Annotated in this window: 16 protein-coding genes; all 16 read left to right on the top strand. The window is 61.2% G+C overall.

Features of this window, described 5'->3' with window-relative positions:
- Positions 1–16 precede the first annotated feature (16 nt).
- On the top strand, positions 17–1843 hold the full coding sequence (locus ACSQ8V_RS09210) for a nickel-dependent hydrogenase large subunit (protein WP_213763902.1): 1827 nt from the start codon (positions 17–19) through the stop codon (positions 1841–1843).
- Positions 1840–2379, top strand: coding sequence for a hypothetical protein (locus tag ACSQ8V_RS09215; protein WP_436205516.1), 540 nt, complete (start codon positions 1840–1842; stop codon positions 2377–2379). Before ACSQ8V_RS09210 ends, ACSQ8V_RS09215 begins: the two co-directional genes overlap by 4 nt.
- Complete coding sequence (locus tag ACSQ8V_RS09220; RefSeq protein WP_436205517.1) at positions 2376–3032, top strand: DUF5947 family protein; 657 nt, start codon at positions 2376–2378, stop codon at positions 3030–3032. The genes ACSQ8V_RS09215 and ACSQ8V_RS09220 overlap by 4 nt, the downstream gene beginning before the upstream one ends.
- Positions 3025–3720 (top strand): DUF6084 family protein, encoded by a 696-nt coding sequence (locus tag ACSQ8V_RS09225; protein ID WP_436181702.1) that lies wholly within the window; start codon positions 3025–3027, stop codon positions 3718–3720. Before ACSQ8V_RS09220 ends, ACSQ8V_RS09225 begins: the two co-directional genes overlap by 8 nt.
- The gene (locus ACSQ8V_RS09230) at positions 3717–5123 is read left to right on the top strand and encodes a hypothetical protein (RefSeq protein ID WP_436205518.1); all 1407 of its coding nucleotides are present in this window, start codon (positions 3717–3719) and stop codon (positions 5121–5123) included. The genes ACSQ8V_RS09225 and ACSQ8V_RS09230 overlap by 4 nt, the downstream gene beginning before the upstream one ends.
- Complete coding sequence (locus ACSQ8V_RS09235) at positions 5120–5683, top strand: hydrogenase maturation protease (protein WP_436205519.1); 564 nt, start codon at positions 5120–5122, stop codon at positions 5681–5683. The genes ACSQ8V_RS09230 and ACSQ8V_RS09235 overlap by 4 nt, the downstream gene beginning before the upstream one ends.
- Positions 5680–5784 carry a DUF6893 family small protein gene (locus ACSQ8V_RS09240; protein ID WP_419178007.1) on the top strand — a complete coding sequence of 35 codons (105 nt, stop codon included), beginning with the start codon at positions 5680–5682 and terminating at the stop codon, positions 5782–5784. Before ACSQ8V_RS09235 ends, ACSQ8V_RS09240 begins: the two co-directional genes overlap by 4 nt.
- Positions 5785–5795: 11 nt before the next feature.
- Entirely contained in the window at positions 5796–8210 is a 2415-nt protein-coding gene (hypF, locus tag ACSQ8V_RS09245) for a carbamoyltransferase HypF (protein ID WP_436205520.1), read from the top strand.
- Positions 8201–8530, top strand: a complete 330-nt coding sequence (locus ACSQ8V_RS09250) for a HypC/HybG/HupF family hydrogenase formation chaperone (protein ID WP_436205521.1) — start codon at positions 8201–8203, stop codon at positions 8528–8530. The genes hypF and ACSQ8V_RS09250 overlap by 10 nt, the downstream gene beginning before the upstream one ends.
- Complete coding sequence (locus ACSQ8V_RS09255; protein ID WP_436205522.1) at positions 8523–9230, top strand: D-sedoheptulose-7-phosphate isomerase; 708 nt, start codon at positions 8523–8525, stop codon at positions 9228–9230. Before ACSQ8V_RS09250 ends, ACSQ8V_RS09255 begins: the two co-directional genes overlap by 8 nt.
- A complete protein-coding gene (gene hypD, locus ACSQ8V_RS09260) occupies positions 9227–10411 on the top strand; it encodes a hydrogenase formation protein HypD (protein ID WP_436205523.1) in 1185 nt (394 codons plus the stop codon). Before ACSQ8V_RS09255 ends, hypD begins: the two co-directional genes overlap by 4 nt.
- A complete protein-coding gene (gene hypE, locus ACSQ8V_RS09265; protein WP_436205524.1) occupies positions 10408–11454 on the top strand; it encodes a hydrogenase expression/formation protein HypE in 1047 nt (348 codons plus the stop codon). Before hypD ends, hypE begins: the two co-directional genes overlap by 4 nt.
- Before the next feature lie 37 nt (positions 11455–11491).
- Positions 11492–11821: a hydrogenase maturation nickel metallochaperone HypA gene (gene hypA, locus ACSQ8V_RS09270; RefSeq protein WP_213763891.1), complete on the top strand. Its 330-nt coding sequence runs from the start codon at positions 11492–11494 to the stop codon at positions 11819–11821.
- A gap of 38 nt (positions 11822–11859) precedes the next feature.
- Entirely contained in the window at positions 11860–12810 is a 951-nt protein-coding gene (hypB, locus tag ACSQ8V_RS09275) for a hydrogenase nickel incorporation protein HypB (RefSeq protein ID WP_436205525.1), read from the top strand.
- Between the two features lie 57 nt (positions 12811–12867).
- Positions 12868–13926: a HoxN/HupN/NixA family nickel/cobalt transporter gene (locus tag ACSQ8V_RS09280; RefSeq protein ID WP_436206626.1), complete on the top strand. Its 1059-nt coding sequence runs from the start codon at positions 12868–12870 to the stop codon at positions 13924–13926.
- Positions 13927–14096: 170 nt separating this feature from the next.
- Positions 14097–14999 carry a polysaccharide deacetylase family protein gene (locus ACSQ8V_RS09285; protein WP_436205526.1) on the top strand — a complete coding sequence of 301 codons (903 nt, stop codon included), beginning with the start codon at positions 14097–14099 and terminating at the stop codon, positions 14997–14999.
- The last annotated feature ends 608 nt before the right edge of the window (positions 15000–15607 follow it).

Raw genomic sequence — 15607 nt, forward strand, 5'->3', positions numbered from 1 at the left:
TATCCAGGAGGGGGTCATGGCGGACATTGCAGCACCTGAATTGAAGTCGGGGACGGCGTCACAGCCGTCCAAACTGGTCGAGATGAACTGGGACCCGATCACGCGGATTGTCGGCAGTCTCGGCATTTATACGAAGATCGATTTCGAGCAGCGCAAGGTCGCCGAGTGCTACAGCACGTCGTCGATCTTTCGCGGCTACAGCATCTTCATGAAGGGCAAGGACCCGCGCGACTCGCACTTCATTACCAGCCGTATCTGCGGCATCTGCGGTGACAATCACGCAACCTGCTCGGTGTATGCGCAGAACATGGCCTATGGCGTGAAACCGCCGAACATCGCGGAATGGATCGTCAATCTCGGCGAAGCGGCCGAGTACATGTTCGATCACAACATCTTCCAGGACAATCTGGTCGGCGTGGATTTCTGCGAGCAGATGGTCAAGGAAACCAACCCCGGCGTCTGGGCGAAAGCGCAGAAGACCGCCTCGCCGCACGCGGAGATTCACGGCTACAAGACCATCGCGGACATCATGACCGCGCTGAATCCGTTCACCGGCGAGTTCTATCGCGAGACGCTGCATGTAAGCCGTTATACGCGCGAGATGTTCTGCCTGATGGAAGGGCGGCACGTGCATCCGTCAACGCTGTATCCCGGTGGAGTGGGGACGGTACCGACCGTGCAGCTTTTCACCGACTACATCACGCGGCTGATGAAGTATGTGGAGTTCATGAAGAAGGTCGTGCCGCTGCATGACGACCTGTTCGATTTCTTTTATGAAGCGCTGCCGGGTTACGAGGAAGTCGGCCGCCGGCGCATCCTGCTGGGCTGCTGGGGTTCGTTCCAGGACCCGGATGTATGCGACTACAACTACAAGTCGATGACCGACTGGGGCCGCAGCATGTTCGTCACACCGGGCGTGGTGGTCGACGGCGAACTCGTGACCACAGATCTGGTCGAGATCAACCTGAACATCCGCATTTTGCTCGGCAGCTCGTTCTACGAAGATTGGGATCATGAGGAAACCTTTGTCCGGCAAGACCCGCTGGGCAATCCTATCGATCGCAAGCATCCGTGGAACCAGACCACCTTGCCGCGACCGCAGAAACGCAAGTTCGATGGCAACTACACGTGGGTCATGTCGCCGCGCTGGTACGACAAACGCACGGGCGATTACCTCGCGCTCGATACCGGCGGTGGGCCGATCGCACGCCTGTGGACGACCGCGCTCGCGGGCCTGGTGGATATCGGCTATGTGAAGTCGACGGGTCACAGCGTGAAGATCTATTTGCCGAAGACGGCGCTCAAACCCGAAGTCGAGTTCGAATGGAAGATCCCGAAGTGGAGCAACGCGATTGAACGTGACCGCGCGCGGACCTATTTCCAGGCCTATGCGGCCGCGTGCGCGCTGCATTTCGCGGAGAAGGCCCTGGCCGAATTGCACGCGGGCCATACACGTACATTTACGCCGTTCGAGGTGCCCGACGAAGCCATCGGATGCGGTTTTCATGAAGCGGTGCGTGGGGTGTTGTCGCATCACCTGGTGATCAAGGGCGGCAAGATAGCGAACTATCATCCATATCCGCCGACCCCGTGGAATGCGAATCCGCGCGATATCTACGGCACGCCCGGACCGTATGAAGACGCGGTGCAAAACACGCCTATCTTCGAAGAGAACGGGCCGGACAAGTTCAAGGGTATCGACATCATGCGGGCGGTACGCAGCTTCGATCCGTGCCTGCCGTGCGGTGTCCATATGTATGTCGGAGATGGCAAGACCGTCGATGTCGCGCATTCGCCCACCTTCGGCGTTCCGCCGGGCATGAAGCCGGGAGGGCACTCATGAGCGACGCGCGCGTGCTTGAAGAACAACAACGGCGCATCGACGAACTGATTGCAGCACTGGCGACACTGGACGACACGCGTGCGCGCGATATTGCGCAGGCCTTGTTGCAGGTGGTGCTCGAGTTGCATGCAAGCGGTCTTGCGCGACTGGCCGAGATCGTGACCGAGGCGGATGGCGCTGATGGTCCGATCGTCGCCCGGCTGATGCAGGACAAACAGGTCAGCGCATTGTTGTTGCTGCATGGGTTGCATCCACAGGATCTGGGTAGCCGCGTCGCGCATGCGGTCGAAGGACTGCGGGCGCCGCTTGGTGCGCAAGGCGTAAGGATCGAACTGGCCGATGCGCGGGAGGACCTGGTGCGCATTCGTCTGGCGGGCGTGCTGACTGGCAAGCACGTCACCCCTGCCGATGTGCAGAACGATATCGAGCGGGCGATTTTTGAACAGGCGCCGGATGTGGCGCGCATTGAAATTGACGGGATGCCGGACGTCAATGTCCACGAGCTGCGGTTTGTCGCAACGCTGCCAACATCATGAATGCGCGCGGGGATGGGCGACCTCGGGAACACGGGCAACGTGGCTGGGTAGCTGCGCTGCGCACGTTCGCCCGGCCGCCGCAGATTGTTCTCTGCGAACTGTGCGGCGAACCGCTCGACGGGACTCATCCTCATGTGGTCGAACTGGAACAGCGCGCGCTGCGTTGCTGCTGCCGCGCATGCGCGTTGCTGTTCGGGAACCAGCAAAACGCGCGTTATAAGCGGGTGCCGGAAAACGTTCGCTGGCTCAGGGAGTTTCATCTGAGCGATGAACAATGGGACGCATTGGCGATCCCGATCGGCATTGCGTTTTTTTATAGGGACTCGGCGGCGCAACACGTGATCGCGATGTACCCGGGCGCTGCCGGCGCGATGCAGTCATCGCTTGATCTGGGCGCGTGGGACCGTCTGGTTGCCGACAACCCTATCCTCGATACCCTCGAACCCGATGTCGAAGCGCTATTGGTGAATCGCGTGGAAGGCGCGCGTGAGCATTACCGCGTGCCTATCGACCAGTGTTATGCGCTGACCGGCGTGATCCGGGCGCGCTGGCGCGGATTGTCGGGCGGCGTGGATGCATGGCGCGCGATCCACGTGTGTTTTGCGGCGCTGAAAGCGGGCGAGCGTTTGCCCGAGGGAGTGCCGAATGCCTGATCTTGACTTCGTCGTCGAGGGTGCTGAGGTCGCGCTGCATTCGGTTTCGCCGTTGCTGTTGTTCAAGCTGCGCGTGACCAATAAGAGCACGCCGAACGGGTCGGCTGCCGAGGAGGAAATCGCGAGCCTCGCGCTGCACTGCCAGATCCAGATAGAAGCGACCCGGCGCACCTACGAGCCGGTCGATCAGGCGCGGCTTAGCGACTTGTTCGGCGTACCGCAGCGCTGGTCGCAGACGTTGCGGACCCTTCTGTGGACCCACGCGAATGCGGCTGTTCCTTCTTTCACCGAGTCCTGCACGGTCGATCTTTCGGTGCCGTGCACGTTCGACTTCAATGTCGCGGCGGCAAAATATTTCGATGCGCTGGCAGATGGAAAGGGAGAGATTCCTTTGATGCTGCAATTCAGCGGCACGATTTTTTATCGCGAGAGCGACGGCACACTGCAAGTCGCGCGTGTCCCGTGGCACAAGGAAACCGCGTTCCGCCTGCCGGTCGCAACCTGGCGCGCGATGCGGGACTATTACTACCCGAACACCGCATGGATGTGCGTGCAGCGAGGCGTGTTCGAGCGGCTGGAGCGTTATCGGATCGAGCGAGGCTTGACCGGCTGTGACGAAGCACTTACGTCCCTGCTGGACGAGACCCGCAGCGAACAGGCGTGGCCCGCGCAGGGAGGCTTGCAATGAACGCCATCGATGGGATCGTTCAGGCCGTGCTGTACGAGGGATATATGCTTTACCCGTATAGACCGTCCTCGGTGAAGAACCGGCAGCGCTGGACGTTTGGGAGCGTATATCCGCAAGTGTGGGCCGACTGGTCCGGCAGCGATGCATCGATGATGCAGACCGAATGCGTGATCGAAGGCGACTATGAAGCACGGGTGACGGTGCGCCCATGCTTCCTGCATCTGATCGAGCGCGACGTGCGTGAGTTGAACGAGCCCGCGGCGGCGTGGACTGGGCTAGATGAATTGTCGTCCCGGTCGGTAACTTCACTGGAAGCGGGTGGACGGCGTTTCGACGCATGGCAGGAAGCCGGTGAGCAGCATGTCGAGGTCCCGGTGTTGACGCTTGGCGAATTGTGTACCGAGGGGTTGCGCCTGCCATTTTCTCTGGCCGGAAGCCGCGCTGTAGAACCGCTCGTGGAAACGGATGGCCGCGTGCGCGGTGCGCTTGTGCGCACGCGGGCGGCCATCGTTGGCCGGGTGGAATGCTGCGCGACGCGGATCGATGAACGCACCTTCAGGCTTACGGTCCGCATAGTCAACGCGACGCCGGTTGACGAACCGCAGCGTTTGAATCGCGATGCCGCCTCGTCATTCGCTTTGCTTTCGTGTCATGCGGTACTGGCCTTGGAGGGCGCGGCGTTCGTCTCCTCGATCGAGCCACCGGACGAATTGGCGGAAGCCATCGCGGCTTGCAAGAACATCGGCTTATGGCCCGTGCTGGTCGGCTCCGGTGAACGCCACGACACCATGCTCGCGGCACCGATCATCCTCTACGACTACCCGCAGGTCGCGCCGGAAAGCGCGGGCGATCTCTTCGACGCGACCGAGATCGACGAGATCCTGACGCTGCGAATCCTCACCATGACCGACGCCGAAAAGCGCGAGATGGCCGCAGGCGATGAGCGCTCACGCGCGCTGCTCGAACGCACGGAAAATCTGTCCGCGAACGACATGCAACGTCTCCATGGGACCTTGCGTGAAGTGCGGGCGGGTACCGGGATGGGCCGGGGTTGTCCCGACGTGTCCGAGGAAACAGGAGAGGCCCCCGAGGACACGGCGCCCTGGGCCGCGCTCGACGCGAAGCCGCGGCTTTCTTGTGTCAATGTCAACGGCGTGGCGTTGCAGGTCGGCTCGCGCGTCGTGCTGCATCCCCATGCACGCGCCGATATCTTCGACGTGGCCTTGCGCGATCAGATAGCGACCATCGAATCGATCGAGCGCGATTTCGAGGATCACATCCATGTGGCGGTGACGATCGACTGCGATCCCGGGCGTGACTTCGGCTTGGCGCGCATGCCGGGTCATCGCTTCTTTTTCGCGCCCGACGAGATGGAACCGCTGCGCGAGGAGCGGCCGTCATGACGTCGATCCTGATCGCGGGCGTGGGCAACGTCTTCCTCGGCGACGATGGTTTCGGCGTTGAAGTCGTGCGGCGTTTGCATGAAAGACACACCGACGCGTGGCCGCCGGATTTACGGGTGATCGACTACGGAATCCGGGGGATCGATCTGTATTACGCGCTGCTGGACGGCGTGGACCTTGCCATTCTCGTCGATGCAACGCATCGGGGCGGAGCGCCGGGCACGCTGTACGTCATCGAGCTATCGGTTACGAACACGGGGGAAGGTTTTCAAGGCGATGCTTCGCCCGTCTTGTTGTCGCCGCACGATCTCGATCCGGCGAAAGTCTTTCAGGCCGTGCAAGCGATGGGCGGTGAAGTCGGACGTATTGTTCTAATCGGTTGTGAACCGGAAAGTCTCGGCACGGAGGATGGACAAGAGGGCCGCATGGGACTGAGCGCACCCGTTGCGGCGGCGGTAGATGAAGCAGTAGACACCATTGAATCAATGATCGAAAGCATGCAGGCGCAGACCACCGTGGTCAACGCCGGGAGCATGCCGCAGGGCCACTGGAGAGCATGATGAAGCTCTTGCTGAAGTACTTGTTATTGTCCGGGCTGATTGTTGGCGTTGCGGCGAACATGAAGGATATCCGCCGTTATATCCGTATCCGCAACATGTGAAGGGTACGGCCATGAGCCTGTGCCTGCCGCCGGTTAGCGACGAGCCGTCCGTGATATCCCCGGCCGGAGAGGTGATTCGTGTGCGCGGACTGGTTCAGGGCGTGGGTTTCAGGCCCACCGTATGGCGTCTTGCGCACGCTTGCGGCGTGAGCGGCTATGTAGGCAACGACAGCGAAGGTGTGCTGATCCACGCGTGGGCCGACACAAGTACGCTCGATGATTTTGTCGAACGCTTGCGCAGCGAGTGCCCACCGCTTGGGCGGATTGATGTCATCGAACGTTACCCATTGCGCGAGACGCCGCCGCCTTCCGGTGGCTTTCGGATCGTCGCGAGTGCAAGCGGTCATGCGCATACCGGCGTGGTGCCGGACGCGGTCACGTGTCGGGCGTGTATCAACGAAACGTTCGACCCCTCGAGCCGTCGATATGGTTATGCGTTCACGAACTGCACGCATTGCGGACCGCGCTTGTCGATAGTCCAGGCAATCCCTTATGACCGCCCGAACACGACGATGGCGGCGTTTCCGTTATGTAACGCCTGCGCGAGTGAATATGACAATCCGGACGACCGCCGTTTTCATGCACAGCCGATTGCGTGTCCGGCGTGCGGGCCGCGTCCGTGGGTGGAGCTGGCCGACGGTTCAGTTGCAGAAGGCGATCCGCTGGATACCACGCGCTGCTTTATCGAGCGCGGCAAGATAGTCGCGATCAAAGGGCTTGGCGGTTTTCAGCTTGCATGCGCCGCGTCAGATCACGCTGCAGTGGCGAAATTACGCGCGCTGAAACATCGCGAGCGCAAGCCGTTTGCGCTGCTCGCGCGTGACGTGGCGATGATCGAACGCTATTGCCTGGTGAGCGGAGCAGACGAGGTCCTGCTTGAAAGCGCAGCCGGACCTATCGTGATCATGCCGATGATCGATCAAGGTATATGTGATCCGTTTCCGGGTGTTGCACCGGGCATCGGGACGCTAGGTTTCATGCTGCCTTCCACGCCGCTGCATCATCTGCTGATGCAATCGCTTGATGGCCCGGTCGTGCTGACCAGCGGCAATCTCGCTGACGAACCGCAATGCATCGATAACGACGAAGCCCGCCAGCGCCTCGCAGGTATGGCCGACGCCTGGCTGATGCACGACCGCGACATCGCCCGTCGCGTGGACGATTCGGTCGCGCGGGTCATGGGCGGCGTACCGCGTTTGCTGCGCCGCTCGCGTGGTTATGCCCCTGCGCCGCTGCGTTTGCCGCGTGATTTTGCTGCTGCGCCGCCAGCCCTCGCGATGGGCGCTCAGCAGAAAAACACGTTCTGCCTGCTGCGCGATGGCGAAGCGGTCGTGTCGCATCACATCGGCGAACTGGAGAACGGCGAGACATATCGCGACTACACGCTGTCGCTTGCGCGTTATCAACATCTGTTCGAACATGAAGCGCGTTTCGTCGCGGTCGACCTGCATCCCGACTATCTGTCGCGCAAGCTCGGTATCGATATCGCACAGCAGCGGCATTTACCGCTTGCCGAGATCCAGCACCATCATGCGCACTTCGCGGCATGTCTTGCGGAAAATGATGTCGGCTTGGGCACCGACGTTCTTGGCATTGTGCTCGACGGGCTCGGCATGGGCCTGGACAACGCGCTGTGGGGCGGCGAGTTTTTGCTCGGCGGCTACGTGAATTTCAAGCGTCTGGCGAGCTTCACACCGGTCGCGCTACCCGGAGGCGCGTACGCGGTCTATGAGCCGTGGCGCAACACGTACGCGCATCTGTGCGCGAGTCTCGGATGGCCGCTTTTCGCGAAGCAATACGCGAAGCTCGATCTCCACCATTTCCTTTCCGACCGTCCATTGACGCTGCTCGATCAGATGATCGACGGCGGGATCAATAGCCCCGTTGCAAGCTCGGCAGGACGTCTGTTCGATGCAGTCGCTGCGGCCCTCGGCGTGTGCCGCGAACGCGTTCAATACGAAGGGCAGGCCGCGATCGAACTCGAAGCGATGATCGATACTCGCACGCTCCACGATGAAGACGACGCGCGGGCGTATCCGTTCGAAATCGCGGAAAAGGATACTTCGCTGTTGATCGACCCGACCTCCATGTGGATCGCGCTGCTCGACGACATGCTGCGCGCCACATCTGTACCGGTCATGGCCACGCGCTTTCACAAGGGTCTTGCGATAGCGATCGTTCATATGACCCTCCGTTTGCTTGTGTCCACCGAGGTCCGTACCGTCGCACTGTCCGGCGGTGTCATGCAGAACCGTGTGCTGTTCGAACAACTCACCGCACGCCTTGCGGCATGCGGCTTTGATGTACTGGCACATCGCCAGGTACCGTCCAATGACGGTGGCATTGCGTTCGGGCAAGCGGCGATCACCGCCGCGCGTGCTCTTTCATCCGCATTGGTTGAACCACGGAGCAGGTCATGTGCTTAGGCATCCCGGGACAGATCGTCGAGATCAGCGACGCGGACAATAACCTCGCGTTAGTCGATGTAGGCGGGGTGCAGCGGATCATCAACATCGCGTTCATCGTGGATGACGACTGGCCGCCGTCCGCGTGCGTGGGCAACTGGGTGCTGGTGCATGTCGGCTTCGCGATGAGCCGTCTCGACGAAGCCGAAGCCATGCGCACGCTTGCCCTGTTGCGTGAACTTGGCGAAGCGCAGGCGGAGATGGCCGCGATGATGGAGGGAGGTGGTGAGCCGCCACCTCCCGATACATTCAACCACCGCGACGGGGCGCGCCATGACTGAACATAGGGCGCTACATGGCCTGTATCCGTTCCTTCACGGCGAGCATCAGGACGCGGCGAAACTCGACGCAGCGCTGCTCGAATCGGTCGCGCAGAAGGCGCAGGCGAGCATCGACGCGAAGCGCGTGTTCTTCGCGGATAACGCCACTGCCGTGGTCGCCGTAGCGCATGCGATTGCGGATGTTTATCGCCGTGACGGCAGGCTCTTTTCGATGGGCAACGGCGGTTCGAGTTGCGACGCTGCACACATCGCGGTGGAGTTCCTGCATCCGGTAACGGCCGGGCGTCCGGCGCTCACCGCAGTCAACCTCGTCGCCGATACCGCCATGATGACGGCCGTCGGTAACGACGTTGGGTTCGCGCATATCTATGTGCGGCAACTGGTGGCGCAGGCGCGTCGCGGCGACGGGCTGATCGGGATATCCACCAGCGGCAACTCGGACAACCTGCTTGCCGCATTCGCAAAAGCGCGGGAGATGGGCGTGGTGACCATCGGCCTGGCCGGGCATGACGGCGGTAAAATGGTAGCGCCGGGTGCGCTCGACCATTGCCTCGTGGTGCCGAGCGACAGCATTCATCGGATCCAGGAAACCCACGTCGCGATTTACCACATCCTGTGGGACCTGGTTCATACGCTGCTCGCCGATGAACGCGGCAGCCTGAGTGTCCCTGACACAGCGGCAGCGGAGCGCGTGTCATGAAATACGTCGACGAATTCCGCGATCCGGAGAAAGCCCGTACGCTCACGCATGAGATCCATCGGCTGGTCGAGCGGATCGTGCACGATCGTGGAGGCCTTGAACGGCCGTTGCAGATCATGGAAGTCTGCGGCGGCCATACGCATTCCATCTTCAGGTACGGGATTCACCAGATGCTGCCGCCCGAGGTCGAATTCGTTCATGGCCCCGGTTGCCCGGTCTGCGTGTTGCCGATGGGCCGCGTGGATGACTGCGTGGCGCTCGCCGAGCGGCCTGAAGTGATCTTCACGACCTTCGGCGACGCGATGCGCGTTCCCGGTTCGCGCAAGAGCTTGCTGAAAGCGAAGGCCGATGGAGCAGATGTACGGATGGTTTATTCCCCGCTCGACGCGCTGGCTGTTGCGCGTGCGAATCCGCATCGGGAGGTGATCTTCTTCGGGCTTGGTTTTGAAACCACCATGCCGAGCACCGCGATGACCGTGCTGGAAGCTCACGTCCAACACATCAATAACTTCTCGCTGTTTTGCAATCACATCACGATCATTCCGACGATCAAGGCCATCCTCGATTCCCCCGACCTGCATCTCGACGGTTTCCTTGGACCGGGGCACGTGAGCATGGTGGTCGGCACGCGGCCGTACCGGTTTATCGCTGAGCATTACCGGCGGCCGATTACGGTTGCCGGATTCGAACCGCTCGACGTGCTGCAATCGGTGTGGATGGTGCTGCGGCAGATTGCCGAAGGTCGCTGCGAAGTGGAGAACCAGTACGGCAGGATCGTGCCGGAAGACGGCAATGCACAGGCGCTCTCGGCGATCGAGCAAGTGTTCGAGTTGCGCGAGTTTTTCGAGTGGCGCGGACTGGGATCGATCGATCACTCCGGCGTTCGGATACGCGAACGCTTCGCCGCTTACGACGCCGAGCGCAAGTTCCCTGTCGCGAACCTGAAGATCGCCGATCCAAAATCCTGCCAGTGCGGGGAAGTGCTCAAGGGCGTGATCAAGCCGCAGCAGTGCAAGGTATTCGGTACTGCCTGCACGCCGGAGACGCCGCTCGGATCGTTGATGGTATCGAGCGAAGGCGCGTGCGCGGCGCATTACCGTTATGCACGCATCGATACATCGGCGTTGTTCGCTCATAAGGGCGTCACGCCGGAAGTGGTCAACCCGGGAGTGGGAGCATGAACGACCGGATCGGCAGGCTACGCGATGTCACGATCAATCTCGCGCACGGCGGCGGCGGCCGGGCGATGCGTGATCTGATCGAGGACGTATTTGTCACCACTTTCGACAACCCCACGCTCGCCGCGCTCGAAGACCAGGCGGTTTTTCCGCTTGCGGACCTCGCGCGTCTCGGCGACCGGCTCGCGTTCACTACCGATAGCTACGTCGTCGACCCGTTGTTTTTTCCAGGCGGTGACATAGGCACGCTGGCGGTATCGGGCACGGTCAACGACCTCGCCATGTCGGGCGCGAAACCGCTGTTTCTATCGTGCGGGATGGTAATTGAAGAGGGCCTGGCGGTTGATGTTCTGCGTCGCGTGGCGGCAAGCATGCAGCGTGTCGCGATTGAAGCAGGTGCGTCTATTGTTACGGGCGACACCAAGGTGGTCGAGCGCGGTTGCGCGGACAAGCTCTTCATCAACACCGCAGGCGTGGGCGTCGTGCCGCCCGGCGTGAATATATCGGCGCGGCGCGCACAGCCAGGCGACGTGGTGATCGTGAACGGGTTTCTCGGGGACCACGGCGTAGCGATTCTGGTCGCGCGAAAACAGCTTGCGTTGCAGTCCGATATTGAAAGCGATTGCGCGCCGCTCGCGTCACTGGTCGATGCAATGCTGGGTGCGTGCAAGGACATCCACTGCATGCGTGACGCAACACGCGGCGGCGTAGCGACGGTGCTGAACGAGTTCGCGGTGTCGTCGGGCGTGGCGATCCGCATCCAGGAAAACGCGCTGCCGATCCGCGAGGAAGTGAAGGGCGCTTGCGAGATCCTCGGCCTGGATCCGCTGTATCTGGCGAACGAAGGCAAGCTGGTTGCGATCGTCCCCGCACACGCCGCATCAAGCGTGCTCGCGGCGATGCATACGCACCCGGCGGGCACGCGGGCGGCTGTGATCGGCGAGGTAGTGGCGCAGCCTGCGGGCATCGTGGTGCTGCATACGGTGTTCGGTGGACAGCGAATCGTCGACATGCTGACGGGTGAGCAACTGCCCCGGATCTGTTAGCGAGCTTCAGACGTAAGGGAATACGGAGCGCAGTCTCATGCATGAACTGAGCATCGCAAATAGTGTCGTCGAGTTGTGCGCCGAACGCGCGATGGGCGCGCGGGTACTGCGCGTGACGCTGGAGATCGGGCGGTTGTCGGCGGTGATGCCGGACGCAATCCGTTTTTGCTTCGATGTCTGCGCAAAAGACACCGTGGTCGAAGGCGCGGCGCTGGAGATTGTCGAGACGCCAGGCCTGGCGCGATGCCTGGACTGCGGCGGCAGCGTGGACATGATCGACCTGCTCGAACACTGCGCGTGCGGAAGCGTCAATCTTGAACTGCTGGCCGGCAGCGAGCTGAAGATAAAACAGATGGAGGTGGCTTGATGTGTACCACATGCGGTTGCTCGAAAGGTGCCGGCACGGTGATCACAGACCCTGAGACCGGTGAGCGAATTGAGACGTCGGCGGAAGGGGAAAGCGGTGCGGCGCGCAAACCGGGTTCGTGGCGGCAACTGGCGAGCGGCGGCGGCGTGAGCGTGGCCGCGCATCTGCATGCGCGGGCGCATCGTCATGTGCATGAAACTCACGTTCACGAACACCACCACGCACAAACGCCTGTAGCCCTCGATCACCCAGCTACCGAACAATCGCCCATACCCCCATCCGAAGTGGCGATTGCCGCAGCAACCCACGGCACAACAATCGCGCTCGAACAGGATGTTCTGGCGAAGAACCAGTTGCTTGCCGAACACAACCGTGGCTGGCTGGCGAGCCGCCATATCACCGCACTGAACCTCGTCAGCTCACCGGGCGCGGGCAAGACCACGTTGCTTGAACGTACCATCCGCGATCTCCAGGCGTTACGCAGTACCCAGTCGATCCAGGTCATCGAAGGCGATCAGGCGACCCTCAACGACGCCGAGCGCATTCGCGCGACCGGTTGCCGTGTGGTACAGATCAACACGGGCACGGGTTGCCATCTCGATGCCAGCATGGTCTCGCGCGCGCTGGCGCAACTCGATCCGCCTTCGCATGCATGGCTGATGATCGAGAACGTCGGCAATCTTGTATGTCCCGCGTTGTTCGATCTCGGCGAACAGGCAAAGGTGGTGATCCTGTCGGTGACCGAGGGCGAAGACAAGCCGCTCAAGTATCCGCACATGTTCCGTGCAAGCCGCCTGATGCTGTTGAACAAGGTCGACCTTCTGCCGCACTTGCGTTTCGATGTCGAACGCTGCATTGCGTATGCGCGGCAAGTGAATCCTTCTATTGAAGTACTGCAGGTATCGGCGCAAACCGGGGCGGGGATGAAGGCGTGGTACGCCTGGCTGGAAGCAGCCGCGTTGGCAGAGGTCGGGGAAACGGTGCGTTAAGCGCGAGCGGCGCGGCTGTTGATTGTGCGAAGGGCACGGAAGGATGCGAGGCGCATGATGCTAAAACAAATGTCTCAGCTTTTTAATGACCGCCCAACGGGTCTGCGCCACAAAATCACCGGGATCTATGCGCTCCTCCTCGTCTTCAATGTGCTCGCATGGACATGGGCACTGACGGCTTTTCACGGGCAGCCTGCGTTGCTGGGCACCGCGCTTTTAGCGTACACGTTCGGGCTGCGCCACGCGGTGGATGCGGACCACATCGCCGCTATCGATAACGTCACGCGCAAGCTGCTCCAGATAGGCCGCAGTCCGCTCGGCGCCGGCTTGTTTTTCTCGCTCGGCCATTCGACGGTGGTCATCGCCCTCACAGTCGGGGTAGCCTTCGCTGCGACCGCGCTGACGGCTCACTTCGATGACCTCAGAGGCATCGGTGGTCTGATCGGCACCAGTGTTTCGGCGCTGTTCCTGTTCGTCCTGGCCATCGCGAACCTGATTGTGCTGGCCTCTGTGATCAGGACATTTCGCGCCGTGCGCCGTGGCGAACCGCTGGTCGAAACCGATCTCGACCTCCTGCTGAACAATCGCGGTTTCCTGTCGCGTTTGCTTCGGCCGCTGTTGAAACTGGTATCGCGTAGCTGGCATCTTTATCCGGTGGGATTCCTGTTCGGGCTCGGATTCGATACCGCGACCGAGGTTGCGTTGTTCGGCATATCGGCGGCCCAGGCGTCGCATGGCCTCTCGTTCTGGTCGGTGCTCGTGTTGCCGATCTTGTTCACGGCGGGCATGTCGCTGGTCGATACCACCGACGGCATCCTGATGCTCGGTGCGTATCGCTGGGCCTTTGTCCGGCCCATGCGCAAGCTCTACTACAACATCACGATCACGTTTGTCTCAGTGGTGGTCGCGGTGTTGATTGGCGGCATCGAGGTGCTGGGTTTGCTCCAGGACAACTTCGGGCTCAAGGGCCCGTTCTGGGATTCTATCGGCAGCGTCAACGAGCACTTCGGGCTGTTGGGCTACATCGTCATTGGCGTATTCATTGTGAGCTGGATCGTCTCCATCGCGATCTACAAGCTCAGGCGTTACGACGATATCACCGTGAAAACGCTCTGACGCTACCGCTAAACGCTAAAATTCATGTGGCCACAATGAGTGCCAACGCCTGCGAATGCCTTCCGTAGGAAATAGGTAAACTTGGGTCGTGTTCAACCCGGCCTGCCCGGGGGCATTTTTTATTAGCGTATAAACGGTTAAACGTTATTGGAATCAAAGAAGGAACACGCATGCTCAAACTTCATCCGCGACTGCAACTCGATCCGGATGCAGCGTCCGAGCGTCGCTGGCCTGTGACCGGATCTCCCCTCGCGCTGAAGGTCACGGCGGCGTGGCATGCGGTGGCACTAGCGGGCTGCGCCGCCGCGCCGGAGATGTGGCCCTGGTGGCTGGCCGGCACGGCGATCAACCATGCGACGGTGACGGCCGCGGGACTATGGCCGCGTTCAACGCTGCTTGGCGCCAACTGGACTCGCTTGCCGGCTATCCCGCGTAACGCAAACGCCATCGCGCTCACGCTCGACGACGGTCCTGATCCCCTCGTCACGCCCCAGGTCCTCGACCTGCTCGATGCGCACCGGGTTCGCGCCACGTTTTTCCTGATCGGCGAACGCGCGCGCCGATATCCCGCGTTGACCCGCGAGATCGTCGCGCGAGGACATGCCGTGGAGAACCACTCGCAGAAGCATGTGCATACTTTTTCGGTCACGGGCATGGGCGCGCTGAGCCGGGAAATCGATACGGCGCAACGCACGCTGACGGAACTGACGGGCGAGCGGCCGGCGTTTTTCCGGGCGCCGGCGGGCTTGCGCAATATCCTGCTGGAGCCAGTCTTGCAAAAGCTCGATCTAAGGCTGGCCGCCTGGACACGACGCGGCTTCGATACCCGCGAGCGCGACCCCGAAATCGTGGCACGGCGATTGCTGCGTGATCTGGCACCGCGCGACATCCTGCTGCTCCACGATGGCGCCGCCGCCATTACCGACGACGGTCAACCCGTCTTGCTCTGCGTATTGCCGAGGATCTTCGACGCCGCCAAAAAGCGAGGGCTGCAGTTCGTTACCTTACGAGAGGCATTCGGGTCTCACGGCGACACAGAGACCGGCAGTACGTCCTGTCGCCCCATCAAGTAAGAAACCAAGTAAGAAACGTTACGCATTGTACGAAGCCGAGCGATGTACCGGTCAGGTCACTATTTCCGGACTTATTTTTTGCGAGGACGCCAGGATAGGCAACGCTCCGGCAGTCCCCGCACAGGTCCGGGAGAGGCCTCATTCTTGATGTTCGTCGCGACTGTTGCGTGAGTTGACTAGACGAGCGGATCAACGACCGGTGAGGAGAGGAGGCACCGCCAGTGATAGCCAGCACGCGGCGGAACATACATTCCGTAACTTTTTTGATTTGGACAATGAAGGTGCGGCGGCTAGATTGGCGGTATCGCGCCCGAATTTCGGTCGGGGCGCATGGAATCTATTCTGGCTCTGCGTCGTATATATGGGACTTATCCAGACGTGAACGGGTTTTCTGGCTGATTTAACAGGCAATTTTCAGTATGATTCGCCCCTCAACGCGGAGCCGGTCCAAATCCAGATATCCATTTACCCGCTTCATGTACCCCATATGGTATTTAACAATCGGCACAAAATGCCGTTAAGTCGGTACAGGCATCGGTATAACCGCCGGTCATCTTCGGACAGCGGGTTGAAGATCGTCCGGTTGAAGCGGGCCCATTCCTGTGCTG

It is taken from the genome of Caballeronia sp. LjRoot31, from assembly GCF_964253885.1.
Classification (GTDB): domain Bacteria; phylum Pseudomonadota; class Gammaproteobacteria; order Burkholderiales; family Burkholderiaceae; genus Caballeronia.

Bases quoted from the DNA above. Each gene is read 5' to 3' on its own strand.
- ACSQ8V_RS09210 (WP_213763902.1), top strand. From the start codon at position 17: ATGGCGGACATTGCAGCACCTGAATTGAAGTCGGGGACGGCGTCACAG.
- ACSQ8V_RS09215 (WP_436205516.1), top strand. From the start codon at position 1,840: ATGAGCGACGCGCGCGTGCTTGAAGAACAACAACGGCGCATCGACGAA.
- ACSQ8V_RS09220 (WP_436205517.1), top strand. From the start codon at position 2,376: ATGAATGCGCGCGGGGATGGGCGACCTCGGGAACACGGGCAACGTGGC.
- ACSQ8V_RS09225 (WP_436181702.1), top strand. From the start codon at position 3,025: ATGCCTGATCTTGACTTCGTCGTCGAGGGTGCTGAGGTCGCGCTGCAT.
- ACSQ8V_RS09230 (WP_436205518.1), top strand. From the start codon at position 3,717: ATGAACGCCATCGATGGGATCGTTCAGGCCGTGCTGTACGAGGGATAT.
- ACSQ8V_RS09235 (WP_436205519.1), top strand. From the start codon at position 5,120: ATGACGTCGATCCTGATCGCGGGCGTGGGCAACGTCTTCCTCGGCGAC.
- ACSQ8V_RS09240 (WP_419178007.1), top strand. From the start codon at position 5,680: ATGATGAAGCTCTTGCTGAAGTACTTGTTATTGTCCGGGCTGATTGTT.
- hypF (WP_436205520.1), top strand. From the start codon at position 5,796: ATGAGCCTGTGCCTGCCGCCGGTTAGCGACGAGCCGTCCGTGATATCC.
- ACSQ8V_RS09250 (WP_436205521.1), top strand. From the start codon at position 8,201: ATGTGCTTAGGCATCCCGGGACAGATCGTCGAGATCAGCGACGCGGAC.
- ACSQ8V_RS09255 (WP_436205522.1), top strand. From the start codon at position 8,523: ATGACTGAACATAGGGCGCTACATGGCCTGTATCCGTTCCTTCACGGC.
- hypD (WP_436205523.1), top strand. From the start codon at position 9,227: ATGAAATACGTCGACGAATTCCGCGATCCGGAGAAAGCCCGTACGCTC.
- hypE (WP_436205524.1), top strand. From the start codon at position 10,408: ATGAACGACCGGATCGGCAGGCTACGCGATGTCACGATCAATCTCGCG.
- hypA (WP_213763891.1), top strand. From the start codon at position 11,492: ATGCATGAACTGAGCATCGCAAATAGTGTCGTCGAGTTGTGCGCCGAA.
- ACSQ8V_RS09280 (WP_436206626.1), top strand. From the start codon at position 12,868: ATGCTAAAACAAATGTCTCAGCTTTTTAATGACCGCCCAACGGGTCTG.
- ACSQ8V_RS09285 (WP_436205526.1), top strand. From the start codon at position 14,097: ATGCTCAAACTTCATCCGCGACTGCAACTCGATCCGGATGCAGCGTCC.